The organism is Kitasatospora sp. NPDC058170 (assembly GCF_042883905.1).
GTDB lineage: Bacteria > Actinomycetota > Actinomycetes > Streptomycetales > Streptomycetaceae > Kitasatospora.
The window spans coordinates 482234-508945 of record NZ_JBHVUV010000001.1 but is presented as its reverse complement, the minus strand read 5'-3'; the positions used below and the strand labels follow the sequence as shown (position 1 = coordinate 508945).

The following is a 26712-nucleotide window of genomic DNA, read 5'->3' as shown; positions in this document are numbered from 1 at the left end:
ACTGCCCGCCCTCGGCGTCTGCCGTTCAGCAGGGTTTCAGAGACCGCTCTGCTCGTCCCGGCGGCGCTGCCAGCGCTGCTCCACCCGGTCCATCATCCCGGCCTTGCGCCGGGGCGCGGCGGCCGGGCGGGGGCCGGAGCCCTGTCCGGCGGGCCCGCGCCGCCAGCCCGTCACGGCGAAGACCGCGCATCCGAGCATCACCAGGAAGCCGACGATGCTGACCCAGATCTGGTCGGGGACAACCATGCCACCCATCAGCAGGCCCACGCCGACCACGAAGCCCGCCACGGCCAGGTAGACCCGCCGACGGGTGTAGGTGCGCAGCCCGGTTCCCTCAAGCGCCGACGCGAATTTGGGATCTTCGGCATACAGCGCTCGCTCCATCTGGTCGAGCAGTCGCTGCTCGTGCTCCGAGAGCGGCACGGAGTCCTCCTACTCGTCGGTCGCGGATGCGACCGGTCCACCGCCCCGGTCGGGGTGGCAAAGTCCAATCAGCCTTCAGAACACGCGGTCGGACGCCTGTGCGGGGGACCCGGCCCGTGTCGTCCATATGCCCCATGCATCCGGCTGTCATGCTTTCCGGCTTTACCCAGATCATACGGTCCAGGGCCCCGTTGCGGGGTGGTCGGCCACGCGTGGGCCGGGCCACTTCAGCGGGTCCTGGGCCGCACTGGGCTCAACGCCGCGACCCCCGGACAAGTGCCCGACCCGATGGAATCGGCCGGGAGCTGGGGAGCTTCCGAGGAGACCGGGAGGAGATGGTCGGGAGATCGGCCGGAGAACGGACGTCGGACGGCCGGTGGACGGTGTGCGAAGCGAGGGCCGCCCCCGGTCTCCGGGGCGGCCCTCGCCCGGCGGCTCAGGCCAGGGTGGCGAGCAGGTGCAGCTGGGTCGCGACGGCGTGGAAGGCGGGCTGCCCGGCGGCGGCCTCCTCCAGCTTGAGCAGGGCGTCCAGCGCGCCGGGCTCGGCGTCCACCAGCGCCCCGGGGACCAGGTCGGCGAAGACCCGTACACCGTGCACCGACTCCACCCGCAGGCCGGCGCCGGTCGCCAGCCGGGCGAGCTCGTCGCCGGTGAAGCGGCGCGGCATCGGGTCGCCCTCGCCCCAGCGGCCGTCCGCGGCCTCCAGCACGGTTCGAGCGTCGGTGAAGTGACCGGCGAGCGCGCGGGCCAGCACCGCGCCGTTGCGGTTGGCCGCCAGCAGGCTGACCAGACCGCCGCCGCGCAGGGCACCGGCCAGGCTGCCGAGCGCGTCGGCCGGGTCGTCCACGACCTCCAGCACGCCGTGGCAGAGCACCGCGTCGACGCTCTTCGGGGCGACCAGCTCGGGCAGCGTCTGGGTGTCGCCCTGGACGGCGCGGACCAGGTCGGTGACGCCGGCCTCGGCGGCCCGGCGCTCCAGCGCGAACAGCGCGTCCGGGCTGGGGTCGACCACGGTGACGCGGTGGCCGAGCCGGGCGACCGGCACGGCGAAGTTGCCGGTGCCGCCGCCGGTGTCGACCACGTCGAGCACGGGCTGGTCCAGCTCGGCGGCCCGCTTCTCCAGGGCCGCCCGCACCACCTCCCACACCACGGCGGTACGCAGGGCGCTGCGGGGACGCGTCGGGTACACGGTGGAACTCCTTGGCACGTGCAGATCGATCGGGATGCCACCACCTTAGACCGGCCGGGCGCCCGGGCCGCGCCGCTGGTCACCGGGCACGCCCCGGGTCGCACCGCCCGGCGCCCGCTACCCCGCGCCCTCGTCGAGCGGCAGCCGCGGGGCCGGCGGCCGCGGATGCAGGCCGAGCAGCCGTTCGACCAGGCGAAGGAAGAGGGCGGAGTTGCGGATCAGGTCGTCGGCGTCCCGGGCCGAGGCGGCACCCCGGATCCCGGCCTCGGCGGCGGCCCGGCGGCGGGCGCCGGCCGCGAAGTACACGGCCCACTCGGCGAGCTCGGGCGCCATCTCGGGCAGGACCTCCCAGGCGCTGCGGATGGCCTTGCGCCGGCGGGGGCTCTTCTCCGGGCGGCCGCGCACCGCGAGCACCGCGGCGACGGTGCGCAGCGCCGCGAGGTGCGCGGCGGCGTAGCGCTCCAGCGGGTCCTCCAGGTCGCGGGCCCGGGCGAGGGTGCGGTGCGCGTCGGCGAGCAGGTCGAGGGCGGCGGGCGGCGCGGAGACCCGGCGCAGCACCGGGTGGACGTCCCCGGCGGGGCGGCGGTCGGCGGGTTGGGCGGCGGAGTGGAGGCGGGCGGTGACGGGCTCCGGATGGCTGATGGTCATGGTCTCCCCCGATCCGAGGCAGCGCACGGGCCGGATGGTCCGTACCCCTCCATCGTGAACGGCACCACTGACAACGGGCCCCTGGGCGTTCGCATGCCCGTACCGGGGCCGGACATGGGGCCGGGCGGCAACCGGCCACCGGCACTCCCCCGTCCCGGTCCCGCCGTACGCTGCCGCCCCGCACCTGCCGAAGCGCCGTCCCCCCACGGGCGGCGCTGCGCAACTCCCCGGGTCGCCGGTCCCCCCGGCGCGCTCCGCCGCCCCGTGTCGGCGGTGCGCGGACCCTGACCGGCTCCGGTGCGGACCGCGGTGCCGTCCGCCGGCCTCCCCGGCCGAGTGGACGCCACCTGCCCGCGTCCCGGGCCGAGGCGCCCGACGCGCCGCTGTCCCGGTGCCACTACTTTCCCGTCTGCGCAGGTCGCAGGCCATCCGTTGAGGTACTCAACCGCGTAACTGAGTATCCGTACTCAGTTCCCCCGGATTCCCCGGACCGGGGCCGGGAACCGGTCGGCGCCCGCCGCGCGTCCCGGTACGGTACGGCGAGGCCGGGCGGACCGGTCGGCACTGCGAGGAGGGGACCGATGTCGATCCTTCCGCTGATCTTCACCAGCGGGCTGGCCAGCGGGATCAACGCGTACGCCGTGGTGCTGCTGCTCGGCCTGCTGGGCCGGTTCGCCGACGCGCAGTCGGTACCGGCCGCGCTGGAGCGCACCGACGTCCTGATCGCCGCCGGCGTGCTGTTCCTGCTGGAGGCGGTGGCCGACAAGATCCCGTACGTGGACTCGCTCTGGGACACCGTCCACACCGTGATCCGCCCGATCGCGGGCGCCACCGTCGGCGCGCTGCTGGCCAGTGCCGACCCCGGCTCGCTCGGCGAGGTCGCGGCGGGCGCGATGGGCGGCACCACGGCGTTGGTCAGCCACCTGGTGAAGGCCTCGCTGCGGATGGCGGTCAACACCTCGCCGGAGCCGGCCAGCAACATCGCGGTCAGCCTGGCCGAGGACGTCTCGGTCGCCGCCCTGGTCACCCTGGCGATCTTCCACCCCTGGCTGGCCGCCTCGATCTCCGCCGTGCTGCTGGCCGTCGGGCTGCTGCTGGTCTGGTTCGCGATCAGCCGGATCCGCCGGTTCCGGGCCCGCCGCCGCGAGCGCAGGGCCGCCCGCGCGGCGGGCACCCGGCCGGAGCAGGGCGTGTACACGCCCTAGGATCGGGTGCCATGGCACGGATCGTCATCATCGGCGCAGGAATGAGCGGGCTCGCGGCGGCCTCCCGGCTGGCCACCCTCGGACACCGGGTGACGGTCTGCGAGGCGGGCGGCACCTACGGCGGCATGGTCGGCCGCCACGAGCGCGACGGCTTCGCCTTCGACACCGGCCCCGGTCTGCTCACCCTCCCCGCGGTCTACCGCGACCTGGCGCTGAAGACCGGCCGGGAGCCGCTGGAGGAGCTGGTCGAGCTGGCCCCGGTCGACCCGGAGAGCCGCCACCTGTTCCCCGACGGCACCGCTCTGCTGCTGCCCAACGCCTCCCGCGGCGGCGTGATCCAGGCGCTGGACGGCGCGTTCGGCCCCGGCTCGGGCGCGCGCTGGAGCGAGGTGATGAACCACGGCCGGACGGTGTGGGAGGCCACCCGGCGCCCGCTGCTGGAGGAGCCCCTCCCGGCCGACCCGACCCCGCTGCACACCGATCCGTACCCCGCCCCGCCCCGCAGGGGCCTGGCCCGGCTGCGCCGCGCGCCCTGGACGCTCGCCGACGTGGCCGCCCGCGAGCTCGGCGGCCACCCCGGGCTCACCGCCCTGCTGCACGAGCACGCCCTGCGCTTCGGCCTCGACCCGCGCACCGCCCCGGCGAGCGCGACCGTGCTGCCGTACATGGAGCAGTCCTTCGGCGTCTGGTACGTCAGCGGCGGCATCCGCGCGCTGGCCGACGCGGTGTACCGCCGGTGCGAGCAGCGCGGGGTGGCGTTCCGCTTCGACAGTCCGGTCGAGGAGGTGCTGGTCGACGGGGGGCGCGCGGTCGGCGTCCGGCTGGCGAAGGGCGGGGAGCTGCCCACCGACGTGGTCGTCTCGGCCGTGGACGCCCGGGGCTCCGGCATCGCCGGCCTCGACCCGCACCCGCACGGGGAGGCGCTGCCGCCCGGCCGGCTCTGCGTGCTGCTCGCGCTGCGCGGCGCCCGGCCGGCCGGTACCGCGCACCGGACGGTGGTGCACGCCGCCGACCCGGCCGCCGAGGCGGCCGCGGTCTTCGGCGGGCTCCCGCCGGTGGACCGTCCGACCGTGCAGGTCCTGCGCCCTGACGATCCGTCGCTGCGGCCGGACGGCGCGCACGAGAGCGTCGTCCTCACCGCCACGGTGGGGGTCACCGGCACCGACTGGTCCGACCCGGCCGTCGGCGAGCGCTGCGCCGACCGGATGGTCGCCGCGGTGGAGGCCGCCGGGATCCCGCTGCGCGAGCGGCTCCTGTGGCGGGTCGTCCGCACCCCCGCCGACACCGAGCGCGAGACGGGCGCGCGGCGCGGCTCCGTCCCGCGCCCCGCCCTGGCCGGCCTGCACGGCGGGTACCTCCAGGCGGCCAACGAGTCGGCTCCCGGCCACTACCTGATCGGCGGCACCGCACACCCCGGTGGCGGCCTGGCCCGGGTCGGCATGTCCGCCTGTATCGCGGCCGGCCTGATCGGCCCCGCCTAGGGCGTGGCCCTGTCCGGGCCCGGGCCGGTCAGCCCTGCTGCTGCCAGGTGGGCTGCTGCTGGTAGCCGTAGTCGTAGGTCGGCTGCGGGGGGATGCCCGGCTCCGGCTGCCACTGCTGCTGTTCCGGTTGCTGCTGCTGTTGCTGCTGCTCGTAGCCGTACGCGTCCGGCTGGGGCTGCTGCTGGTAGCCGCCGTACTGGTCCTGCTGCGGGGCGTAGCCGCCGTACGGATCCGGCTGGGCCGGCTGCTGCTGGTAGCCGCCGTAGCCCTGGTCGTAGGCGAAGGCGGGCTGCTGCTGCCCCTGCCACTGCTGCTGCTGTTGCTGCTGCTGCTCGTAGCCGAAGGCGTCCGGCTGAGGCTGCTGCTGCTGCTGCTGCGGAATGTCGTAGCCGGACTGGTAGGCCCCGGCGTACGGGTCCTGGGCGGGCTGCTGCTGCTCGTAGTAGCCGGAGGCGTAGACGCCGTCCTGGGCGAGCTCCTGCATCTGGAAGGCGGCGGTCTGCTCGACGGCCGGGAGCTCCTCCGCGACGGCGACGGGCACGGCCACCACGGCCTCCTCCACCGCGCTGACCTCGCCGATCCGGTCCGCCGCCGCCGCGGCGGCCGCCACGGCCGCCGCCCCGCCGGTCAGGGCGCCGAGCAGCGGGACCTTGGCGAGCGGGCCGGGAAGCGTTCCGTCGGCCTTGCGCAGCGACCAGCCGGACCCGTAGCCGCGCTTCACGGAGAGGGTGACGAAGACCTGGCCGACCGCGAACATCGCCGCGCCCGCGCCGATCACCGGGACGGATCCGAGCGCCATCCCGCCGGCCACCCCGAGGAAGCCGGCCAGGGCGAGGGCCCGCCAGTGCAGCGGAGCCCGGTTCTGCAGCAGCAGCTCGGCCACCAGCCAGAGCGCCACCACCGCCAACGCGCCGTACAGCAGCAGGTATCCGATGCCCATCCGCCCGCTACCTCCAGCTCACCCGCCCGCGCGCGCCGCGCGTGTGCGGCGACTGTACCGGTTCAACGGCCAAGGCACCGCATCGCGTTCCCGCCCCGCTCGGGCGGGAGCCGGGCAGGCCGCGTACGGACGGCTCAGCGCTGGTGCAGGCCGAGGTTCTGGTAGATCTCCAGCGTCGCCGTCGAGTGGTTGAGCGTGATGAAGTGCAGCCCGGGCACGCCCTCGGCGAGGAGCCGCTCGGACATCGCGGTGGCATGCTCCATGCCGACCTCGCGCAGCGCCGCCGGGTCGTCGACCACGGCCCGCAGCCGGGCCTCCAGGTCGGCCGGGAAGGCCGCTCCGCTCAGCTGGGGGAAGCGGTCCAGCTGCTTGGCGTTGGTGACCGGCATGATCTCCGGGATGATCGGCGTCTCGCAGCCGGCCGCCGAGACCCGGTCGCGCAGCCGCAGGTAGTCGTCGACCTCGAAGAACATCTGGGTGATCGCGTAGTCGGCCCCGGACCGGATCTTCGCGACGAAGTGGCGGATGTCCTCGTCCCAGTCGGTCGAGCGCGGGTGCATGTTCGGCGAGGCCGCGACACCCACGCAGAAGTCGCCGATGCCCTTGATCAGCTCGACCAGCTCGTACGCGTAGGTGACGCCCTGCGGGTGGCTGACCCACTCGCCCCGCGGGTCGCCGGGCGGGTCGCCCCGCACCGCGAGGACGTTGCGCACCCCCTGGTCGGCGTACTGGCCGATGATGTTGCGCAGCTCGGCGACCGAGTGGTCCACCGCCGTGAGGTGGGCGACCGGGGTCAGCGTGGTCTCGGTGGCGATCCGGCCGACGATGTTGACCGTGCGCTCCCGCGAGGAGCCGCCCGCGCCGTACGTCATGCAGACGAAGTTGGGGTCGAGCGGTTCGAGCCGCCGGATGGCGTCCCAGAGCCGCTGCTCGCCGACCTCGGTGCGCGGGGGCATGAACTCGAAGGAGAAGGACCGCTTGCCGGCCGCCAGAAGCTCGCGAACCGTCAGCGCGCGGTCCGGTCGGGTGGAAGCGATACCGAGTGCCATGCTGGCAGGTTAACCGTCACGCGCTGGACACGGACAACTCGGGTCCACGGATTGAGACACCTGGTGGACGGGATTCCGCTTCCGTTCGGACGCCCTTCGCGGGCCCCGCCGGACCGCGGTCCGTACGGCTGTTCCCAGCCGCCCGGCTAGGCTGGCCGCATCCCAGCGAACCTCCGGAGCCTCATCGTGACCTCGTCCAGCAACCGGCCGGCCAACCCCATTGATCTGGAGGACGTGCGGACGCGCGTCAACGCCGCCCTGGCCGGGTTCATGGACGGCCAGTCGGCCCTGCTGGGGAAGATCTCCCCGCAGCTCGCGCCCGCCACCGAGGCGCTGCGCGACTTCCTGCTGGACGGCGGCAAGCGGCTGCGCCCGGCCTTTTGCTACTGGGGTTGGCGCGGCGCCGGCGGGCCGTCCGAGAACGACGGGATCGCACACGCGGCGGCCGCCCTGGAACTGCTCCAGGCGAGCGCCCTGGTGCACGACGACCTGATGGACCGCAGCGACACCCGGCGCGGCCTGCCCTCCGTCCACCGCCGCTTCGAGGCGCTGCACCGGGAGAGCGGCTGGCGCGGCGACCGCGAGCAGTACGGCGCCTCGGCGGCGGTGCTGCTCGGCGACCTGCTGCTGATCTGGTGCGACGAGCTGTTCCTGCGCTCCGGCCTGGAGCCGGCCGCCGTGCTGGCCGCCAAGCCGGTGTTCGACCTGATGCGCACCGAGGTCATGGTCGGCCAGTACCTGGACGTGCTGGAGCCGGTCGCGGGCGACTCCACCGACGGGGGCGCCCTGGACCGGGCGCAGACCGTCCTGCACTACAAGTCGGCGAAGTACACGATCGAGCGACCGCTGCAGGTCGGGGCGCTGCTGGCCGGCGCCGGGCCGGAGCTGGTCGAGGCGTACTCGGCGTTCGGCCTGCCGCTGGGCGAGGCGTTCCAGCTCCGCGACGACCTGCTGGGCGTCTTCGGCGACCCGGCGGTCACCGGCAAGCCGGCCGGGGACGACCTGCGCGAGGGCAAGCGCACGCTGCTGGTCGCGCACGCGATGCGCGGACTGCCCGCCGCCGACGCCCGCCACCTGGACGAGCGGCTCGGCGCGCCGGACCTCGCGCCCGAGGAGGTCGCCGGCCTGCGCGCCCTGGTGGAGCGCAGCGGCGCGGCCGAGAAGGTGGAACGGCGGATCGAGGAGCTGATGAACCATTCGCTGGCCGCGCTGGCGGCGGCGCCGCTGGCGGACGAGCGGGCCCGCACCGCCCTGCTGGCACTGGCCGAGGCCGCCACCGTCCGCAAGTACTGAGCCCTGCGGTCGGCGGCGGCCGGGCGGGCGGTCAGGCCCGCAGCCGCCGGGCCAGCTCGGCGGCGGCCGCCTGCGGGTCGTCCGCGCCGGTGATCGCGCGCACCACCACGACCCGGCTCGCCCCGGCCGCCAGCACCTCGTCGAGGTTGCCCAGGTCGATGCCGCCGATGGCGAACCACGGGCGGTCGGTGGTCTGCCGCGCCGCGTACGAGACCAGGCCGAGGCCCGGCGCGTGGCGGCCCGGCTTGGTCGGGGTGGGCCAGACCGGGCCGGTGCAGAAGTAGTCCACGCCGGGCTCGGCGATCGCCGCGTCCACCTCGGACTCGGCGTGGCAGGACCGTCCGATGACCACGTCCTCGCCGAGGATCGCCCGGGCGGCCGGCACCGGCAGGTCGTCCTGCCCGAGGTGCAGCACCTCGGGGCGGGCCGCGTGCGCGACGTCGGCGCGGTCGTTGACGGAGAGCAGCTTGCCGTGCCGGCGGCAGGCGTCCGCGAAGACCTCCAGCGCCGCGAGCTCCTGCTTGGCCTCCAGGCCCTTGTCCCGCAGCTGGACGATGTCCACCCCGCCGGCCAGCGCCGCGTCGAGGAACTGCGCGAGGTCGCCCTGCTCGCGACGGGCGTCGGTGCACAGGTAGAGCCGGGCGTCGGCGAGCCGCCGGCGCAGGGTGTCCGCCGCCATCAGATCAGCATCGCCTGGGCGCGGCGCTTCACCTCGGTGCCGCGGTTCTCCTGCAGTGCCTGGATCGGGCTGCCGGGCAGCGACGGGTCCTCGGTGAAGAGCCACTCCAGGATCTCCACGTCGTTGTACCCGCAGTCGCGCAGCACCGTCAGGGTGCCGGACAGGTGCTTGACCAGCCCGGTGCCGTCGATGAACGCGGCCGGTACCTGGAGCGACCTGTTCGGGCCGCGCCGGACGGCGATCAGCCCGCCGCTCTTGACCAGGTCGCGCACCTCGGTGACCCGCACCCCCCACTGCTCCGAGATGTCGGGCAGGTACATCCACTCGGTGACCAGGGATTCAATCTTGCTTTCGATCTCACTCACGCCACCAGACTGCCACCTCCGCGGCCCGCCGCGCACCAAACGCCCGTCCGCGCTACCCCGCGACGGCCGACTTCAGGGGCACGGCGGGGTCCGCCGCCCGGGCCGCGTCCAGTGCCGTGCCGCGCTCGATCAGCCGCCGCCCCTGGGTCAGATCGCGCGGGCGGTCCACCGTGAGCAGGGCCCGCAGCGCGCCGTCGCGCAGCCAGAGCACCGCCCAGGTCGGGTCCTGCGGGGAGCCGCGGTGGACGAGCTCGTCGCCCTCGCCGTGCCGTCCGGCGTACTGCACCATCCGGCCGAACTGCTCCGACCAGAAGTACGGCACCGGGTCGTACGGCGCGTGCGCGCCGAGCACGGAGGCGGCGGCCGCCTCTCCCGACTGCAGCGCGTGGTCCCAGTGCTGGACGGTCAGCCGGGCGCCGGAGCGCGCCGAGGGGTAGCTGACGCAGTCCCCCGCCGCGAAGACCCCGGGCAGGCCGGTGCGCAGCCGCTCGTCCACCAGGACGGCCCCGGCGGCGTCCAGCGCGACCCCGGAGCCGGCCAGCCAGCCGGTCGCCGGGCGGGCGCCGATCCCGACCACCACCTCGTCGGCGGGCAGGTGCGAGCCGTCCGCCAGCAGGACCGCGCCGGGCTCCACGGCCGCGACGCCGACGCCGCAGCGCAGCGCGACCCCGGCCTCGGCGTACCAGGCGGCCATCGCCCGGCCGATCTCGACGGGCAGTGCGGCGGGGACGGGCGCCGGGCCCGCCTCGACCACGGTGACCTCGCAGCCGGCCGCCCGGGCGGCGGTGGCCACCTCGGCGCCGATCCAGCCCGCGCCGACCAGCACCAGGCGCAGGCCGGGCCGGAGCAGGGCGCGCAGGGCCAGCGCGTCGTCCAGGGTGTGCAGCACATGGGCGCGCTCGGCGCCGGGCAGGGCCCGCGGGGCGGCCCCGGTGGCGATCACCAGGGCGTCGTACGGCAGGTCGCCGTCGTCGGTGTGCAGCATGCCGGGGGTGTGCGGCGTGCCGGGGGTGAGGCCGGTGGCGCGGCGGCCGGTGAGCAGCTCGACGCCCAGCTGCGGGAGGTCGATGTCGAGCGTGGTGGCGTCGGCCTTGCGGAGCAGCACCTCCTTGGAGAGCGGCGGCCGGTCGTACGGCGCGTGCGGCTCCTCGCCGACCAGGACGATCCGCCCCTGCCAGCCGCCCCGCCGCAACCCCGCCGCGCACTGCGCCCCGGCCAGCCCGGCACCGACGACGACCACCCGATCCGTCCCGCTCAGCTCTCCCACGCCGTCACTGTACCCAGCCGCCCCGGACGCCCGGGGCGGCCCCCGGACGGGCCCGGGGCGGGCGCTGTCCACCCCTCGTACGCGCCTTCGGCGGCGGCAACCCCCGGAGTTAAGGTGGGGGCACCATCACGGGAGCCCGGCGAACCGGGCTGAGAGGCGGGCTGGCACGGCCCGCGACCGTCCGAACCTGATCCGGGTCATTCCGGCGAAGGGAGAGAGCGACTTTGACACGCTTGGCACCGGGTACCCACGCCGACGTCCTGGTGATCGGCGGGGGCGTCATCGGCCTCGCCGTCGCCTGGCGGGCGGCACAGCGCGGGCTGCGGGTCGTCGTGGTCGACCTGGACCCCGGCGGCGGCGCCGCCCGGGTCGCGGCGGGCATGCTCGCACCGGTCACCGAACTCCAGTACGGCGAGGAGCCGCTGCTGCGCCTCGGAATGGCCTCCAACGAGCGGTACGCCGCCTTCGCGGCCGAGCTCACCGAGGCGAGCGGCGGCGAGGACACCGGTTACCGCCGGTGCGGCACCATCGCCGTCGCCCTCGACTCCGACGACCGCGAGGAGCTCCGCGAGCTGCACGCCTTCCACCGGCGGCTCGGCCTGGACTCGCACTGGCTGACCGGCCGTGAGGCCCGCAAGCTCGAACCCATGCTGGCCCCCGGGGTCCGCGGCGGCCTGCACGTCACCGACGACCACCAGGTGGACGGCCGCCGGCTGCTCACCGCTCTGCTGCTGGCCGGCGAGGCCGCGGGCGTCGTCGTCCGGCGTGCCGAGGCGGTCGAGCTGCTGGTCGCGGGCGACCGGGCGGTCGGTGCCCGGCTGTCCACCGGCGAGAGCGTCACCGCCGACCAGGTCGTGCTCGCCGCCGGCCCCCGCAGCCATCTGCTGCCCGGTCTGCCCGAGGGCGTGCTGCCCGCGATCCGCCCGGTCAAGGGCCAGATCCTGCGGCTGCGCGTCCCCGCGCCCTACCGGCCGTTCCTCTCCCGCAACGTCCGCGCGGTGGTGCGCGGCCAGCACCTCTACCTGGTGCCGCGCGAGGACGGCGAGCTGGTGATCGGCGCGACCAGCGAGGAGCAGGGCTACGACACCACCGTCACCGCCGGCGGGGTGTACGAGCTGCTGCGCGACGCCCACGAGCTGGTCCCCGGCATCACCGAGCTGCCGCTGGTGGAGACCTGCGCCGGCCTGCGCCCGGGCTCGCCGGACAACGCGCCGCTGCTCGGTCCGACCGCACTGCCCGGCCTGGTCGCCGCCACCGGGCACTACCGCAACGGCGTCCTGCTCACCCCGGTGACGGGCGACCTGGTCGCCGAGTACCTGGCCACCGGCACGACGCCCGAGCTCGCCGAACCGTTCTCCCCCACCCGCTTCACCACGAAGGTCCCCGCATGAGCGAGATCGAACTCACCGTCAACGGCGAGCCCCGCCAGGTGCCCGCCACGACCACCCTCGCCGAGGTGGTGGCCGCCCTCAGCCAGGCCAACTCCGGCGTCGCCGCCGCGCTCAACGAGGCCGTGGTGCCCCGTGGTTCGTGGCCGCTCACGCGGCTCGCGACGGGCGACCGGGTGGAGATCCTCACCGCCGTCCAGGGGGGCTGACCGATGGTCCACTCCCGCGGCGACGACAAGGACGCGCTGACGATCGCCGGTACCGCCTTCGGCTCCCGCCTGATCATGGGCACCGGCGGCGCCCCCAGCCTGGAGGTCCTGGAGCAGGCCCTGCGGATCTCCGGCACCGAGCTGACCACCGTCGCGATGCGCCGGGTCGACGCCACCACCCAGGGCTCGGTGCTGGACGTGCTCACCCGCAACGGCATCCGCATCCTGCCCAACACGGCCGGCTGCTTCACCGCCGGCGAGGCCGTGCTGACGGCCCGGCTGGCCCGCGAGGCGCTCGGCACCGACTGGGTCAAGCTGGAGGTGATCGCCGACGAGCGCACCCTGCTGCCGGACCCGATCGAGCTGCTGGACGCCGCCGAGACCCTGGTCGACGACGGCTTCACCGTCCTGCCCTACACCAACGACGATCCGGTGCTGGCCCGCAAGCTGGAGGACGTCGGCTGCGCGGCGATCATGCCGCTGGGCTCGCCGATCGGCTCCGGCCTGGGCATCCGCAACCCGCACAACTTCCAGCTGATCGTGGAGGGCGCCAAGGTCCCGGTGATCCTGGACGCGGGCGCCGGCACCGCCTCGGACGTGGCGCTGGCGATGGAGCTGGGCTGCTCGGCGGTGATGCTGGCGTCGGCGGTGACGCGCGCTCAGGACCCGGTGCTGATGGCCGACGCGATGCGCCGCGCCACCGAGGCCGGCCGCCTCGCGTACCGGGCGGGCCGGATCCCGCGCCGCTTCCATGCCGAGGCCTCCTCGGCGATGGCCGGGCGGGCCGACCTGGACACCCGGGAGCGCCCCGCCTTCTGACCGTCCCGCCCCGGCCGCGTCCGGGCGCCGACTCGACACCGTCCGAGGCCGTTCGACGCTGTTCGACGTGTCACAAGCCGGGCACAGAGCCCCGGGGGGCGGTGTCCCCCGGGGCCCGTGCCCGGCCGCGCCACTACACTCGCCGGGTGGACATGGCACTGCACGACCCCCTGATCGGTACCCTGCTCGACGGTCGGTACCGGGTCGAGCAGCGCATCGCGACCGGCGGGATGTCCACCGTCTACCGGGGCACCGACACCCGGCTCGACCGGGTCGTGGCGCTCAAGGTGATGCACCCCTCGCTCGCCGGGGACGACGGTTTCACCAGCCGGTTCATCCGCGAGGCCAAGGCGGTCGCCCGGCTCGCGCACCCCAACGTGGTCAACGTCTTCGACCAGGGTGCGGACGGCGGAAACGTTTTCCTCGCCATGGAGTACGTGCCCGGCCGCACCCTGCGCGACCTGCTGCGCGACCGCGGCGCGCTGTCCATCCGGGCCGCCCTGGACATCCTGGAGCCGGTGCTGGCCGCCGTCGGCGCCGCCCACCGGGCCGGGCTGGTCCACCGGGACGTCAAGCCGGAGAACGTGCTGATCACCGACGACGGCCTGGTCAAGGTCGCCGACTTCGGCCTGGTCCGGGTGCTGAACACCGCCGACGGCGAGGTCACCTCCACCACCGCCACCAGCGGCACCGTGCTCGGCACGGTCTCCTACCTCGCCCCCGAGCAGATCCGCCCCGGCGCCGACACCGACCAGCGGGTCGACGTCTACGCGGCCGGCATCCTGCTGTACGAGATGCTCACCGGCCGGCGTCCGCACACCGGCGAGAACCCCGTCCAGGTCATGTACCGCCACCTGCACGAGGACGTGCCCGCGCCCTCGCTCACCGTGCCCGGCGTCGTCCCCGAGCTGGACGCGATAGTGGCCGGCGCCTGTGCGCGCGACCCGCAGGCCCGCCCGTACGACGCGGTCGAGCTGCTGGCCGCCCTCCAGCGGGTCCGCCGCACGCTCACCGCCGCCCAGCTGGACGCCGAGCCGCCCGCCTCCACCCGGCCCAGCCCGCAGTACCCGACCAGCGAGCCGACCTCGGTGATCCAGCCGGGCGCGGCGGTCCGGGCGCCCGCCGAACGCACCAGCGTGCTGGACGTGCCGCCGGAGCTGATGGAACAGCTGCTCACCGAGCCGCGCCCGTACGACGAGCCGGCGCCGGCGCGCACCCCCCGCGCGGCGGGCCTGCTGCGCCGGCTGCCGCGCAAGCCGCTGATCTGGGCCTCCGTGCTGGCGGCTCTGGTGCTGCTGGTCGGCGGCACCACCTACGCGCTGTCCGGGGCGCTGTACGGAGCGGTGCCCGGCGTGCTGGGCAAGGACCGGGCCGAGGCGCAGCGGATCCTGGACGGCGCGGGCATGCACGGGCGGTTCACCGAGGTGTACAGCGAGAGCGTTCCGGCCGGGCAGGTGGTCTCCACCGATCCCGGGGTCGGCGCGCGGGCCCGCAAGAGCGACGCCGTCACCGTCACCGTCTCCCGGGGGCCGAAGCGGATCGCCGTGCCGGACGTCACCGGCAAGCCGGCCGACCAGGCCGCGTCCCTGCTGACCGGCGCCCAGCTGTCCCGGGGCGGCACCACCGAGACCTACCACGACACCGTGCCGGAGGGTTCGGTGATCAGCAGCTCGCCCGCCGCCGGGGCGCAGGTGCCGGAGAACACGGCGGTCGCGCTGGTGGTCAGCAAGGGCATGGTGCCGATCCCGGACGTGACCGGGATGTCCAAGGACGACGCCGCCAAGGCCCTGCAGGCCGCCGGATTCGCGATGCAGAGCAGCGGCGTCAACCTGTTCGGCACCGGCAAGGTCTCCAGCCAGTCCCCCGCTCCCGGCGAGCGCCGGCCGCAGCGCACCGTGGTGACGGTCACCTTCCCGTTCCTCTAGGACACCCGCCGGGTCCCGGCCCCCGCGCGCGGCCGCACGGCTGGGGCTCGCGTCCGGCCGGGCGTAGCGTGGAGTCAGGTCTGCCCGGCCCCGCGTGCCGCCTGTGGGCTGCAGCGCCGGGACCTCCGGTCGGGGCTGCGCGGCGGCCGCTACCCGAGGAGTGTGGTCGCCATGGGCGGACCCACCGTCGAGGACTTGAGGGAGCGCGTGCGGGGCGTGGTGGTCACGCCCGCGGACGAGGGGTACGAGGAGGCCCGCCGGGTCTACAACGGCATGGTCGACCGCCGGCCCGCCGTGGTGGTCCGGGTCGCCAACGCCGGGGACGTGATCGCCGCCGTGGACCACGCCCGGGAGAACGGCCTGGACCTGGCCGTGCGCGGCGGCGCCCACAGCGCACCGGGCTTCGGGACCTGCGACGACGGCCTGGTGATCGACTTCTCCGGCCTGCACGGGGTGCGGATCGACCCGGAGCGCCGGACCGCCCGCTGCGAGGGCGGCGTCACCTGGGGCGACCTGAACGCCGCCGGGTACGCCTTCGGGCTCGGCGTCACCGGCGGGATCATCTCCACCACCGGGATCGCCGGGCTCACCCTGAACGGGGGCTTCGGCCATCTGGCCCGCGGAATGGGCCTGAGCTGCGACAACCTGATCTCGGCGGACGTCGTCACCGCCGACGGGCGGTTCCACACGGTGAGCGCGGAGCAGGAGCCCGAGCTGTTCTGGGCGCTGCGCGGCGGCGGCGGCAACTTCGGCGCGGTGACGTCCTTCGAGTACCGGCTGAGCCCGGTCAAGGACGTGATCGCCGGGCCGATGGTCTTCGAGCTGGAGTACGCCGGCGACGTGTTGCGCTTCTACCGCGAGTTCATCCAGGACGCCCCGGAGCAGCTGGGCCTGTTCCCCGGATTCCACATCGCGCCGCCGCTGCCGTTCGTCCCCGAGGACCGGGTCGGCGACAACTTCATCCTGCTGGTGCCGTGCTGGTCCGGTCCGCCGGCGGAGGCCGAGAAGGTCCTGGCGCCGCTGCGGGACGCCGCCCCGATGCTGGCCGAGGGCGTCGGCCCGGTGCCGTACCCGGCGTTCGGCGCGGCCTTCGACCCGCTGCTCCCGCCGGGCCTGCAGCAGTACTGGAAGGGCCTCTTCGCGGGCGAGCTGACCGACGGGGCGATCGCGGCCCATCTGGAGTACGGCCGCCTGGTGCCGACGGTCAACTCGGGGGTGCACATCTACCCGATCAACGGCGCCTGCCACCGGGTGCCCGCCGACGGCACGGCGTTCGCCTACCGCGACGCCACCTTCGCCACCGTGATCGCCGGGGTCTGGCCGGACCCGGCCGACAACGCCGCGAACACCTCCTGGGTCCGTGACTACTACGCCGCGCTCGCCCCGCACTCCGAGGCGGGCGGCTACATCGGCTTCATGGACCACGACGACCAGCACCGCATCCAGGACAACTACCGGGGCAACTACGACCGGCTGGCGCAGGCCAAGCGGCGCTACGACCCGGGCAACCTGTTCCACCTCAACCAGAACATCAAGCCGGGCACAGCGGCCTGACGCGCTACCGCAGCGGGCCGTCGCCCGGTTCCTCCTGGTAGGAGTAGCGCTGCTCGCTCCAGGGGTCGGCGAGGTTGTGGTAGCCGCGCTCCTCCCAGAAGCCGCGCCGGTCGGCCCTCATGTACTCCACCGCCCGGACCCACTTGGGGCCCTTCCAGGCGTACAGCTGCGGGACGACCAGCCGGACCGGGAAGCCGTGCTCGGCGGTGAGCGGTTCGCCGTTGCGGTGGGTGGCGAAGACCGTCCGGGGGTCGGCGAAGTCGGCGAGCCGCAGGTTCGCGCTGTAGCCGTACTCGGCCCAGACCATGACATGGGTGACGCCGGGCGCGGGGGGCACCTGTTCGAGGACGAGCGAGGCCGACACGCCCGTCCACTCGTTGCCGAGCATCGAGAACTTGGTCACGCAGTGGAAGTCGGCGTGCACGGTGGCGCGGGGCAGGGCGGTGAAGCCGGCGAAGTCCCAGCTGTGCTTCTCTGCCGAGGCGGTCGCGCCGAACACCTGGAAGTCCCAGGTCAGCGGCTTGAAGCGGGGCACGGGCCCGTAGTGCAGGGCGGGCCAGCCGCGTTGCGGGCGCTGACCCGGAGGGAGCCTCGGGTCAGACGGCGGAAGCGGTTCTTGTTCGGACTGACCCATGGCTCCATGGTGACAGACGGCGGACGACGCCCAGCGCGCGCCCCTTTGAGGTGGTGTGCGCCCGCCCGTACGGGTTAATAGAGGACCAAATCGTATATTCCGACACATGTCCGAGTGAGTGTGAACTTACTGGAATTTCGCCCCATTCCGGTGCCAGGATGCGCGGGAAGCCGGTGGGTACGGCCGTGATTCCCGGACGCAGAGCAGGAAGGCACCCCCCATGAAGGGCGACAAGGATGTCATCGAGTTCCTCAACGAGCAGCTCACCGCCGAGCTGACCGCGATCAACCAGTACTTCCTGCACGCGAAGATGCAGGAGAACTTCGGCTGGACGAAGCTCGCCAAGTACACCCGGCACGAGTCCTTCGACGAGATGAAGCACGCCGAGGTGCTCACCGACCGGATCCTGTTCCTGGACGGGCTGCCGAACTACCAGCGGCTCTTCCACGTCCGGATCGGCCAGACCGTCAAGGAGATGTTCGAAGCGGACCGCCAGGTCGAGGTCGAGGCGATCGACCGGCTGCGGCGCGGGATCGTGGTGATGCGGGCCAAGGACGACGTCACCTCGGCGAACATCTTCGAGTCCATCCTGGCGGACGAGGAGCACCACATCGACTACCTCGACACCCAGCTGGAGCTGCTGGAGAAGCTCGGGGAGCCGCTCTACCTCGCCCAGCTGATCGAGCAGCCGGAGTCGTGACGCGGCCGGCGTGACCGGGTGCGGCCGCTCAGGCCGCGCGCAGCGGTATCGCGACGGCCGGGAGCGGAGCGTGCGGATGGGACTGCGGGGCCTGGAGCTCCTCGGCCTCGGGGTCGGCCAGGCCCAGCCGGGCCGCCAGCCGGGCCGTCGGGCACGGGCGCGCACCGTGCTCGCCCAGCAGCGCCTGGATCCGTCGCACGCAGGAGCCGCAGTCGGTGCCGGCCTTGCAGCCCTTGGCGATCTGGCGCGGGGTGTTGGCACCCGCGTCGATCTCCTTCTTCACCTGGGCCTCGGTGACCGCATGGCACATGCACACGTACATCGCGGTCTCTCCCGGGGTGGTGCGAGCTGATCTGCCGAGTGATCTTGACTAAGGCTTGCCTTAGTTCACTGAGCCTCACCTTACCTGGCGATCCGGACAGGAAAAAGCCCCTCCGGGCTCGGGAATCCCGAATCCGGAGGGGCTTTCGTCACATCGCCGCCCTGGAGAGGGCGCGGGGCCGGTGCGGGGTCAGTGACCGCCGCGGTACATCTCGGCCACCAGGAACGCGAGGTCCAGCGACTGGCTGCGGTTGAGGCGCGGGTCGCAGGCCGTCTCGTAGCGCTGGTGCAGGTCGTCGACCAGCACCTCGTCGCCGCCGCCGACGCACTCGGTGACATCGTCGCCGGTCAGCTCCACGTGGATGCCGCCCGGGTGGGTGCCGAGGGCGCGGTGCACCTCGAAGAAGCCCTTGACCTCGTCGAGCACGTCGTCGAAGCGGCGGGTCTTGTGGCCGCTGGAGGCCTCGAAGGTGTTGCCGTGCATCGGGTCGCAGATCCACACCGGCTGGGCGCCGGACGCGGTGACCTTCTCCACCAGGGTGGGCAGGTGGTCGCGGACCTTGCCCGCACCCATCCGGGTGATGAAGGTGAGCCGGCCGGGCTCGCGCTCCGGGTCCAGCCGCTCGATCAGGGTGAGCGCCTCGTCGACCGAGGTGGTCGGGCCCAGCTTCACGCCGATCGGGTTGCGGATCTTGGAGGCGAACTCGATGTGCGCCTGGTCCAGCTGACGGGTGCGCTCGCCGATCCAGACCATGTGGCCGGAGACGTCGTACAGGTCGCCGGTGCGCGAGTCCACGCGGGTCAGCGCGGTCTCGTAGTCGAGGATCAGCGCCTCGTGCGAGGAGTAGAACTCGACGGTCTTGAACTCCTCCGGCGCCACGCCGCAGGCGTTCATGAACGCCAGCGCGTTGTCGATCTCACGCGCCAGCTGCTCGTAGCGCTGACCGGCCGGCGAGTTGCGCACGAAGTCCTGGTTCCAGGCGTGCACCTGGCGCAGGTCCGCGTACCCACCGGTGGTGAAGGCACGCACCAGGTTGAGCGTCGCGGCGGAGGCGTTGTACATCCGCTTGAGGCGCTCCGGGTCCGGGATCCGGGACTCGGGGGTGAAGTCGAAGCCGTTCACCGAGTCGCCGCGGTAGACCGGAAGGGTCACACCGTCGCGGGTCTCGGTCGACTTCGAGCGCGGCTTGGAGTACTGGCCGGCGATCCGGCCGACCTTCACCACGGGGACGGAGGCGGCGTACGTCAGCACGGCCGCCATCTGGAGCAGCGTCTTCAGCTTGTTGCGGATGTGCTCCGCGGACACGCCGTCGAAGGCCTCGGCGCAGTCGCCGCCCTGCAGCAGGAACGCCTCACCACGCGCCACGGCACCGAGCCGGGCGCGCAGCTGGTCGCACTCGCCGGCGAAGACGAGCGGCGGATAGGAGGCGAGCTCCGCAAGGGTCTTGCGCAGAGCCTCTTGGTCCGGCCATTCAGGCTGCTGCGCCGCGGGCAGGGACTGCCAGGAGTGGGGATTTGTCACGGTCACACGGCAAGGCTACGGGGTGCGGCAACCGAATTGTGACCACTGCCCGATGGGTGAGACACATCTCGGACAATCACGTGACCCGCCTCACCCGGTCCGCGGCATCCGCTACGCTCGACGCATGAACGCGCCGCACAACCACTCCTGGTGGTGGGCCAACCCCAAGGGTGGCCCACCGATCTCGCGTTCCTAGACGAACACGACGGCCGCCCCTCGGGGCGGCCGTCGGCGTCTGAGCAGTCGGCCCTCCCGGGAGCGGAGCACAGCACCGCACCCCGCATTCCACCCGGAAGGAAGCCGCCACCGTGACCACCCCCGCCGACCTGCTCGCCCGACTGACCGGCCCCGACGCCCCCGCGTTCGCGCTGCTGCACCGCCGCACCCCCCGCCTCGCCCCGGACACCGTCGAGGTGCTGGTGGGCACGGTCGGCACGTACGAGCACCTGGCCGATCTACCGGTCCGCTCGGGCGTCCCGGCCGATGGGCCCGCCCACGACCTGCTCGCCCTCGTCCCGTACCGGCAGATCCGCGAGCGCGGCTTCGAGGCGCACGACGACGCCACCCCGCTGCAGGCGCTCTCGGTGACCGAGCAGTACGCCTTCCCGCTGGCCGCGCTGGCCCCCGAGCTCCCGAACCTGCCGGTCTCGCTGTCCGGCGGGGCCTTCGACATCGACGACCAGGAGTACGCCGGGATCGTCCGCCGGGTCATCGAGGACGAGATCGGACGCGGCGAGGGCGCCAACTTCGTCATCCGCCGGGACTTCACCGCGACCCTCGACGGCTTCTCCCCCGCCCTCGCGCTCTCGCTGTTCCGCCGGCTGCTGGAGCAGGAGCGCGGCGCCTACTGGACCTTCCTGGTGCACACCGGGGAGCGCGTCCTGGTCGGCGCCTCCCCCGAGGTGCACGTCCGCCAGAGCGGCGGGACGGTCGTGATGAACCCGATCTCCGGCACCTACCGCTATCCGGCCGGCGGCTCCGACATCGACTCGCTCCTCGACTTCCTCCACGACCCCAAGGAGCTGGAGGAGCTCACCATGGTGGTCGACGAGGAACTCAAGATGATGTGCACCGTCGGCGACCTCGGCGGCCAGGTGCTCGGGCCGCGCCTCAAGGAGATGGCCCACCTCGCCCACACCGAGTACGAGCTGCGCGGGCGCACCTCGCTGGACGTCCGCGAGGTGCTCAGGGAAACGATGTTCGCCGCCACCGTGACCGGCAGCCCGGTGCAGAACGCCACCCGGGTGATCAAGCGCTACGAGCGCGGCGGACGCGGCTACTACTCCGGCGCGCTGGCCCTGATCGGCCGCTCCGCCAGCGGCGGCCAGCTGCTGGACTCCCCGATCTGCATCCGCACCGCCGACATCGACCCGGCCACCGGGAGACTGGTGGTCCGGGTCGGCGCGACCCTCGTCCGCCACTCCGACCCGGACTCCGAGGTCGCCGAGACCCACGCCAAGGCCGCCGGGGTGCTCACCGCGATCGGCGCCCGCCCCACCCCGGCCCGGGTGCCCCACCCGGGCGGACCCCGGCTGGCCGACGACCACCGCGTCCAGGCGGCGCTGGACGCGCGGCGCGCCAACCTCGCCCCGTTCTGGCTGCGGATGCAGGAGCCGGCCGTGGTCACCGAGCCCGAACCCACCCTGGTCGTGGACGGCGAGGACACCTTCACCTCGATGCTCGCCCACCTGCTGACCTCGCTCGGCCACCGGGTCACCGTCGCGCGCTTCGACGAGCCGGGCCTGCGCGAGCGGGTCGCCGCCCACCGCGGCCCGCTGGTGCTCGGCCCCGGCCCGGGCGACCCGGCCGTCGCGCAGGACCCCAAGATGGCCGTACTGCGCCCGATCGTCGCCGACGCGCTGGCCGCCGTACGCTCGGGCGCCCGGACGGCCCCGCTGCTCGCCGTCTGCCTCAGCCACCAGCTGCTCTCGGACGCGCTCGGCCTGCCGCTGGCCCGCAAGGCGGTCCCCTACCAGGGGGCGCAGGAGACGGTCGACCTGTTCGGCACCCGGCGCACGGTCGGCTTCTACAACACCTTCACCGCGCGCTGCTCGGACGAGGACGCGGCCCGGCTCGCCGCCGAGGGCGTGCAGGTCTCCCGCGACCCGCTGACCGGCGACGTCCACGCGCTGCGCGGCGCGGGCTTCGCCGGACTGCAGTTCCACCCGGAGTCGGTGCTCACCCGGGAGGGCGTCGACATCGTCGCCGGGGTGCTGCGCGAGGCGGCGGCGCTGCGCGGCTGATCCACCGCTCCACCACGGGCGGGCGCGCCGCACGGCGCGCCCGCTCAGATCTCGTCGTCGAGGCCCTGCTCGATGGCGTAGCGGACCAGCTCGACCCGGTTGTGCAGCTGGAGCTTGCCCAGGGTGTTCTGGACGTGGTTCTGCACCGTGCGGTGCGAGAGCACCAGCCGGTCGGCGATCTGGCGGTAGGACAGGCCCTTGGCGACCAGCCGCAGCACCTCGGTCTCCCGGGCGGTGAGCTGCGGGACGGCGGGCGCGGTCGGGGCGGCGGGCTCGGCGGCCAGGCGGCGGAACTCGCCGAGGACCAGGCCGGCCAGGCCCGGGGTGAAGACGGCGTCGCCGACGGCGGTGCGGCGCACGGCGTCCAGCAGCTCCTCCCGCCCGGCCGACTTGACCAGGTAGCCGGTCGCGCCGGACTTCACCGCCTCCAGCACGTCCGCGTGCTCGCCGCTCGCGGACAGCACCAGCACGCGCACGGACGGGTCCTGGGCCACCACCTGACGGCACGCCTCGGCGCCCGACAGGCCGGGGAGGTTGAGGTCCAGCACCACCACCTGCGGGCTGCAGGCGCGGGCCCGGCGGACGGCCTCCTCGCCGTCGCCCGCGGTGGCCACCACGTCCAGCCCGGCCTCGGCGAGGTCGCGCGAGACGGCCTCGCGCCACATCGGGTGGTCGTCCACGACCATGACCCGCACCGGCTGGTCGGCCGGCCGGGCAGTCGGCTGGGCGGTCGGCTGGTCAGTCATCAGAACCCCTTCTCGGGACGCGAAGTTCGACCTCGACGCCCTCCCCGGGCGTGGAGTACAGCTCGGCCGTGCCGCCGAGGTCCAGCAGCCGCCCCCGGATCGACTGGGAGACCCCGAGCCGGCCGGCCTGCTCCGCCTCACCGAGCCGGCCCGGCGCGAAGCCCGGACCGTCGTCGCGGATGCTGACCGTGACGGCCTCCGGCTCGTCCTCGACCAGGATCCAGGCGCGGGCCTGCGCACCGGCGTGCCTGCGGACGTTGTCCACGGCCGCGCCGACCGCGGCGGCCAGTTCGCCGGCGGCCGGGGCGGGCAGCAGCACCGGGGTACCGGGGGCGGACAGCGTGATCCGCTCCCCCGCGTACCCGCCGAGCAGGGTGCGCAGGTCCTGCGGTTCGAGCGGGCGGCGCTGGGCGGGCAGCGGGCCGCCGCTCATCAGCGCCCGCAGTGCGCGCTCCTGCTCGCCCGCGAGGCGGCCGAGCTCGGCGAAGTCGCCGCCGCCTTCGCGGCCCTCGCCCTGCTCCCCGCCGCGGCGCTGGACCAGGGCGAGCACCTGGAGCACCCCGTCGTGGATGTCCCGGGAGAGCCGCTCGCGTTCGCGGGTGGCCGCCTCCACCTGGAGCGCCCGGGTGAGCGTCGCCTCGCTGGCGCGGGCGATCTCGATGACGTAGCCGATGGCGCAGCCCGCCACCATCAGCAGCACGATGTTGTGGATGTTGTCACCGGTCGGGCCGCCGTGGCCGAGGATGTTGGCCACCCCGATCACCGAACCGGCCGCGGCCGCCCAGCGCCAGCCGCCCTTGCCCGCGAAGCCGAGCACGGTGCCGGCCGCCCAGATGGTGGGCAGGGTGGGCGCGCCGTGGCTGATCCTGGCCGGGTCGTCGGTCATCCCGCTCATCACGATGCCGGTGACGGCGAGGGTGAGGTCGGTGCCGAGCACGTACCAGGTGCAGCGCTGCGGCCCGGCGAAGGCGCGGGTGCTGGCGAGCGTCCAGAGGATCAGTGCGCCGAGGTAGATCCAGCCCGCGACGGGGTGCAGGAAGTGCAGGTAGGAGTTGAGGTAGCGCAGTATCGCGTAGCAGAGCGCCAGGACCCGGAAGTACGAGATGGCGCGCCAGAGCGGCAGTTCGACGGACATGCCGCCGGCCGCGAGAGTCCCGCCGACCGCCCAGGTTCTGCTGCCGTCCGACATCTGCCCTGCCCCTCCCCCTGGTGACCGGGTCTAGGCCGGCCCGCCGTCCTTCTGGTCCTGCTCGGCGGCCTTGGCCGCTTCGGCCTCCGCGGCCTTCTCAGCCTTCTCGGCCTTGTCCGCCTCGGCCTTCTCGGCCTTGGCGGCGGCCTGCTCGGCCTTCTGCACCGCCTTGCGCTCGGCGTCGGCGCGCTTCTTGTCGTCGGCGATCTGCCGCTTGGCGGCGGTCGCGTAGATGTCCACGTACTCCTGGCCGGAGAGCCGCATGATCTCGTACATCACCTCGTCCGTCACCGAACGGAGGATGAAGCGGTCGTTCTCCATGCCGTGGTAGCGGGAGAAGTCCAGCGGGCGGCCGATCCGGATGCCCGGGCGGATGCCGAAGTTCGGGACCACCTGGCCGGGGGGCTGGACCTTCTCGGTGTCGATCATGGCGACCGGGATGACCGGCGCACCGGTGGCCAGTGCGACCCGTGCCAGACCGCCGACCTTGCCGCGGTACAGCTTGCCGTCGGGCGAGCGGGTGCCCTCCGGGTAGACGCCGAAGAGCTCGCCCTGCTCCAGCACGGCGATCGCGCTGCGGATCGCCGCCTCGCCGGCGCCGCGCACGCCCGAGCGGTCCACCGGCAGCTGGCCGACGCCCTTGAAGAAGGCCGCGGTCAACTTGCCCTTGATGCCGGGCGTGTTGAAGTACTCCGCCTTGGCGATGAAGGTCACCCTGCGCTTGATCAGCGCGGGGAAGAAGAAGGAGTCCGAGAAGGACAGGTGGTTGCTCGCGATGATCGCGGCACCCTCGGTGGGGATGTTCTCCTCACCCTCGATCCACGGCCGGAAGAAGATCCGAAGCAGTGGCGCGACGATCATCTTCATCAGTCGGTAGAACAACCGGGGCCTCCTGTTATGCGGACCGGTCGATCCTAATGCCCCGCGGCGCCCGCCCGCGCCCGCCCCGCCCCGTCGGATCTCCGACGGGACGTCCGACGGGCGTACGGCGACTGCCCGGGGGCCGGTCCGCGGCTGCCCGGCCCGGCCCCCCGAAGGGGTGTCCAACCGCTGCTCGGCAGGGGTGTACGGCGTGGCCGGACCCGTGGGACGATGCGGCTTTCCCGCGTCTCCGCGCGCGAACCGCGTTGCCCCCACAGCGTTTTCCTCTCCAGCGTCCCCTCCAGCGTCCCCTCCAGCGTCCCCGCCCGCGAAGGAGCCCGCCATGCCTCTGCTGCCCGGTGCCGAACCGTACCGCCACCGGGGCGGGCCGATCGGCGTGCTGCTCTGCCACGGCTTCACCGGCTCACCGCAGTCGCTGCGCCCGTGGGCCGACGAGCTGGCCGCCGCCGGGTTCACGGTCTCGCTGCCGCTGCTGCCCGGCCACGGCACCCGTTGGCAGGACATGCAGCTGACGCGCTGGGAGGACTGGTACGCGGAGGTCGAGCGGGAGCTGCTGGCGCTGGCCGCCGAGTGCGAGCAGGTCTTCGTCTGCGCGCTGTCGATGGGCGGCTCGCTGGCGCTGCGGCTGGCCGCCCTGCACGGCCCGGTGATCTCCGGTCTGGTGCTGGTCAACCCGTCGGTGCGCTCGGACAACCCCGCGAGTGTGCTGCTTCCGGCCCTGCGGCACGTGCTGCCGAGCCTGCCCGGGGTGGCCAACGACATCGCCCGCGCGGGCTCGGTCGAGGTCGGCTACGACCGGACACCGCTGAACGCCGCCTGGTCACTGGCCCGGCTCTGGAAGGACGTCCAGGGGCGGCTGCCGCAGGTGACCCAGCCGGTACTGCTGTTCCACAGCCCGCAGGACCACGTCGTCTCCCCGGCCAACTCGGAACTGGTGCTGGCCCGGATATCCTCGACCGATGTGACGGAGCGGCTGTGTCAGCGCAGCTACCACGTCGCGACGCTGGACCACGACGCGGCGGAAATATTCGCGGCCAGCCAGGACTTCATCCGACGGCTGGCTCCCGCGCACGCGGCGGGCGTCACCCGGGTCGAATCCGACGATCACCAAGGCTGAAGGGCCGGAAGTGCACGAGAGCAGCACGGCGGGCGGCGAGGACGAGGCACCCCGCGAGGACGGCGCAAAGGGCGAGCCCACCGACCGGAAGGACCCCGGCCCGCGCTCGGGATCCGGCGGGGGCACCGACTCCGCTTCGGGCGGGGGCACCGGTTCGAGCCCCGACGCGGGCGCGGGGCCCGACGCGGGAACGGTGTCCGGCACGGGCACCACCTCCGGCACGGGCACCGGCACGGGCACGGGCACCGGCACCGGCTCGGCTGCCGAGGAGCCCCGGGTCCGGCGCGCGCCCGAGCGCAGCCAGGCCGAGCAGGACGAGATCTTCGCCGCGCTGGTCGCCCAGTTCGACGACCCCGTCGACCTCAACAATCCGAACTGGCCGGAAATCGAGGACTCGCGGGCCCGCGGCGAGCTCAAGGGCGGCTTCAAGGAGGGGACCGACCAGCGCACGGGCCCGGCCGACCCGGGTGACCTCGCCGACCTCGCGCCGCAGCCCCGCCCCCGCTCCACCCGGCCCGTGATGCCGGCGGCCGGCACCGGTCCGCGCGACTTCGAGCTGGCCGAGGACGCGGACGAGGGCCACTTCGTCCCCCCGGAGCCCCCGCCGCTGCCGCCCGCCGACGTCACCGCCAAGTTCGCCTGGCTCGCCGTCCTCGGCGGCCCGGCGCTGCTGCTGTTCGACGCGGTCGTCTGGCGCGAGGTCTCCGGCTGGCCCGCCTGGGTCGGCGTCACCGCCTTCCTCGGCGGCTTCGCCACCCTCGTCGCCCGGATGAAGGACCGCGACGAGGACGAGCCCGAGGACCCGCACGGCGGCGCGGTCGTCTGACCGCCGGGCCGGGCGACCCGGCCCGAGCGCCGTGGAGTGGGGGGGGGGGCGGGGCGGCCGGCCCCCACACCCGCGCCCCGCGGGGCCCCGCCCAGGGA

The 26712-nt window shown here is 74.1% G+C and carries 26 protein-coding genes and 1 riboswitch; of the genes, 12 read left to right on the top strand and 14 right to left on the bottom strand.

Annotated features, from left to right (window positions below; translation table 11 throughout):
* Positions 1 to 36 precede the first annotated feature (36 nt).
* From ACFVVX_RS02325 to ACFVVX_RS02315, 3 genes are all read right to left on the bottom strand, one after another.
* On the bottom strand, positions 37 to 423 hold the full coding sequence (locus tag ACFVVX_RS02325) for a DUF3040 domain-containing protein (protein ID WP_387940438.1): 387 nt from the start codon (positions 421 to 423) through the stop codon (positions 37 to 39).
* Positions 424 to 859: 436 nt separating this feature from the next.
* A complete protein-coding gene (locus ACFVVX_RS02320; protein WP_387940436.1) occupies positions 860 to 1612 on the bottom strand; it encodes a methyltransferase domain-containing protein in 753 nt (250 codons plus the stop codon).
* A gap of 117 nt (positions 1613 to 1729) precedes the next feature.
* The gene (locus ACFVVX_RS02315) at positions 1730 to 2254 is read right to left on the bottom strand and encodes an SAV_6107 family HEPN domain-containing protein (protein WP_387940653.1); all 525 of its coding nucleotides are present in this window, start codon (positions 2252 to 2254) and stop codon (positions 1730 to 1732) included.
* A gap of 587 nt (positions 2255 to 2841) precedes the next feature.
* Between ACFVVX_RS02315 and ACFVVX_RS02310 the strand changes: the two genes are divergently transcribed.
* Entirely contained in the window at positions 2842 to 3465 is a 624-nt protein-coding gene (locus tag ACFVVX_RS02310; RefSeq protein WP_387940434.1) for a DUF4126 domain-containing protein, read from the top strand.
* Between the two features lie 11 nt (positions 3466 to 3476).
* On the top strand, positions 3477 to 4946 hold the full coding sequence (locus tag ACFVVX_RS02305; protein ID WP_387940432.1) for a phytoene desaturase family protein: 1470 nt from the start codon (positions 3477 to 3479) through the stop codon (positions 4944 to 4946).
* A gap of 28 nt (positions 4947 to 4974) precedes the next feature.
* On the opposite strand, the gene ACFVVX_RS02300 is transcribed toward ACFVVX_RS02305, so the two are convergent.
* Complete coding sequence (locus tag ACFVVX_RS02300) at positions 4975 to 5886, bottom strand: hypothetical protein (protein ID WP_387940430.1); 912 nt, start codon at positions 5884 to 5886, stop codon at positions 4975 to 4977.
* A 134-nt stretch (positions 5887 to 6020) separates the two neighbouring features.
* Positions 6021 to 6935, bottom strand: coding sequence for a methylenetetrahydrofolate reductase [NAD(P)H] (gene metF / locus ACFVVX_RS02295; protein WP_387940427.1), 915 nt, complete (start codon positions 6933 to 6935; stop codon positions 6021 to 6023).
* A 186-nt stretch (positions 6936 to 7121) separates the two neighbouring features.
* On the opposite strand from metF, the gene ACFVVX_RS02290 reads away from it, so the two are divergent.
* Entirely contained in the window at positions 7122 to 8228 is a 1107-nt protein-coding gene (locus tag ACFVVX_RS02290; protein WP_387940425.1) for a polyprenyl synthetase family protein, read from the top strand.
* Between the two features lie 31 nt (positions 8229 to 8259).
* Here ACFVVX_RS02290 and thiE read toward each other — a convergent pair whose 3' ends face one another.
* The 3 genes from thiE to ACFVVX_RS02275 are packed head-to-tail and all read right to left on the bottom strand — an operon-like array spanning position 8260 to position 10539.
* The gene (gene thiE / locus ACFVVX_RS02285; protein WP_387940423.1) at positions 8260 to 8907 is read right to left on the bottom strand and encodes a thiamine phosphate synthase; all 648 of its coding nucleotides are present in this window, start codon (positions 8905 to 8907) and stop codon (positions 8260 to 8262) included.
* The gene (locus tag ACFVVX_RS02280; RefSeq protein ID WP_387940421.1) at positions 8907 to 9272 is read right to left on the bottom strand and encodes an Rv2175c family DNA-binding protein; all 366 of its coding nucleotides are present in this window, start codon (positions 9270 to 9272) and stop codon (positions 8907 to 8909) included. The genes thiE and ACFVVX_RS02280 overlap by 1 nt, the downstream gene beginning before the upstream one ends.
* A gap of 52 nt (positions 9273 to 9324) precedes the next feature.
* Complete coding sequence (locus ACFVVX_RS02275) at positions 9325 to 10539, bottom strand: NAD(P)/FAD-dependent oxidoreductase (protein WP_387940419.1); 1215 nt, start codon at positions 10537 to 10539, stop codon at positions 9325 to 9327.
* Positions 10540 to 10657: 118 nt separating this feature from the next.
* Positions 10658 to 10770, top strand: a riboswitch (TPP riboswitch).
* 2 nt (positions 10771 to 10772) lie between these two features.
* On the opposite strand from ACFVVX_RS02275, the gene thiO reads away from it, so the two are divergent.
* The 5 genes from thiO (at position 10773) to ACFVVX_RS02250 (ending at position 16434) form a co-directional block, all read left to right on the top strand.
* Positions 10773 to 11930 carry a glycine oxidase ThiO gene (gene thiO, locus ACFVVX_RS02270; protein WP_387940417.1) on the top strand — a complete coding sequence of 386 codons (1158 nt, stop codon included), beginning with the start codon at positions 10773 to 10775 and terminating at the stop codon, positions 11928 to 11930.
* Entirely contained in the window at positions 11927 to 12136 is a 210-nt protein-coding gene (gene thiS / locus ACFVVX_RS02265; protein ID WP_387940415.1) for a sulfur carrier protein ThiS, read from the top strand. Before thiO ends, thiS begins: the two co-directional genes overlap by 4 nt.
* Positions 12137 to 12139: 3 nt before the next feature.
* Complete coding sequence (locus tag ACFVVX_RS02260) at positions 12140 to 12955, top strand: thiazole synthase (RefSeq protein WP_387940413.1); 816 nt, start codon at positions 12140 to 12142, stop codon at positions 12953 to 12955.
* Positions 12956 to 13107: 152 nt separating this feature from the next.
* Complete coding sequence (gene pknB / locus ACFVVX_RS02255; protein WP_387940651.1) at positions 13108 to 14880, top strand: Stk1 family PASTA domain-containing Ser/Thr kinase; 1773 nt, start codon at positions 13108 to 13110, stop codon at positions 14878 to 14880.
* Between the two features lie 171 nt (positions 14881 to 15051).
* Positions 15052 to 16434 (top strand): FAD-binding oxidoreductase, encoded by a 1383-nt coding sequence (locus ACFVVX_RS02250; protein WP_387940411.1) that lies wholly within the window; start codon positions 15052 to 15054, stop codon positions 16432 to 16434.
* Between the two features lie 4 nt (positions 16435 to 16438).
* Here ACFVVX_RS02250 and ACFVVX_RS02245 read toward each other — a convergent pair whose 3' ends face one another.
* A complete protein-coding gene (locus tag ACFVVX_RS02245; RefSeq protein WP_387940409.1) occupies positions 16439 to 17068 on the bottom strand; it encodes a sulfite oxidase-like oxidoreductase in 630 nt (209 codons plus the stop codon).
* Positions 17069 to 17288: 220 nt separating this feature from the next.
* Between ACFVVX_RS02245 and bfr the strand changes: the two genes are divergently transcribed.
* Positions 17289 to 17768 carry a bacterioferritin gene (gene bfr, locus ACFVVX_RS02240; RefSeq protein ID WP_387940407.1) on the top strand — a complete coding sequence of 160 codons (480 nt, stop codon included), beginning with the start codon at positions 17289 to 17291 and terminating at the stop codon, positions 17766 to 17768.
* Between the two features lie 28 nt (positions 17769 to 17796).
* Here bfr and ACFVVX_RS02235 read toward each other — a convergent pair whose 3' ends face one another.
* Together ACFVVX_RS02235 and ACFVVX_RS02230 are read right to left on the bottom strand one after the other, a co-directional pair.
* Positions 17797 to 18090 carry a bacterioferritin-associated ferredoxin gene (locus tag ACFVVX_RS02235; RefSeq protein WP_387940405.1) on the bottom strand — a complete coding sequence of 98 codons (294 nt, stop codon included), beginning with the start codon at positions 18088 to 18090 and terminating at the stop codon, positions 17797 to 17799.
* Positions 18091 to 18279: 189 nt separating this feature from the next.
* Positions 18280 to 19617 (bottom strand): class II 3-deoxy-7-phosphoheptulonate synthase, encoded by a 1338-nt coding sequence (locus tag ACFVVX_RS02230; RefSeq protein WP_387940403.1) that lies wholly within the window; start codon positions 19615 to 19617, stop codon positions 18280 to 18282.
* Between the two features lie 302 nt (positions 19618 to 19919).
* On the opposite strand from ACFVVX_RS02230, the gene ACFVVX_RS02225 reads away from it, so the two are divergent.
* Positions 19920 to 21854 (top strand): anthranilate synthase family protein, encoded by a 1935-nt coding sequence (locus ACFVVX_RS02225; protein ID WP_387940401.1) that lies wholly within the window; start codon positions 19920 to 19922, stop codon positions 21852 to 21854.
* A gap of 44 nt (positions 21855 to 21898) precedes the next feature.
* Here ACFVVX_RS02225 and ACFVVX_RS02220 read toward each other — a convergent pair whose 3' ends face one another.
* The 3 genes from ACFVVX_RS02220 to ACFVVX_RS02210 are packed head-to-tail and all read right to left on the bottom strand — an operon-like array spanning position 21899 to position 24656.
* Positions 21899 to 22600, bottom strand: a complete 702-nt coding sequence (locus tag ACFVVX_RS02220; protein WP_387940399.1) for a response regulator — start codon at positions 22598 to 22600, stop codon at positions 21899 to 21901.
* On the bottom strand, positions 22593 to 23789 hold the full coding sequence (gene macS / locus ACFVVX_RS02215; RefSeq protein WP_387940397.1) for a MacS family sensor histidine kinase: 1197 nt from the start codon (positions 23787 to 23789) through the stop codon (positions 22593 to 22595). Before macS ends, ACFVVX_RS02220 begins: the two co-directional genes overlap by 8 nt.
* A 30-nt stretch (positions 23790 to 23819) precedes the next feature.
* Positions 23820 to 24656 carry a lysophospholipid acyltransferase family protein gene (locus tag ACFVVX_RS02210; protein WP_387940649.1) on the bottom strand — a complete coding sequence of 279 codons (837 nt, stop codon included), beginning with the start codon at positions 24654 to 24656 and terminating at the stop codon, positions 23820 to 23822.
* Positions 24657 to 24993: 337 nt separating this feature from the next.
* Between ACFVVX_RS02210 and ACFVVX_RS02205 the strand changes: the two genes are divergently transcribed.
* Complete coding sequence (locus ACFVVX_RS02205; RefSeq protein WP_387940395.1) at positions 24994 to 25788, top strand: alpha/beta hydrolase; 795 nt, start codon at positions 24994 to 24996, stop codon at positions 25786 to 25788.
* A gap of 10 nt (positions 25789 to 25798) precedes the next feature.
* A complete protein-coding gene (locus ACFVVX_RS02200) occupies positions 25799 to 26614 on the top strand; it encodes a hypothetical protein (protein ID WP_387940393.1) in 816 nt (271 codons plus the stop codon).
* The last annotated feature ends 98 nt before the right edge of the window (positions 26615 to 26712 follow it).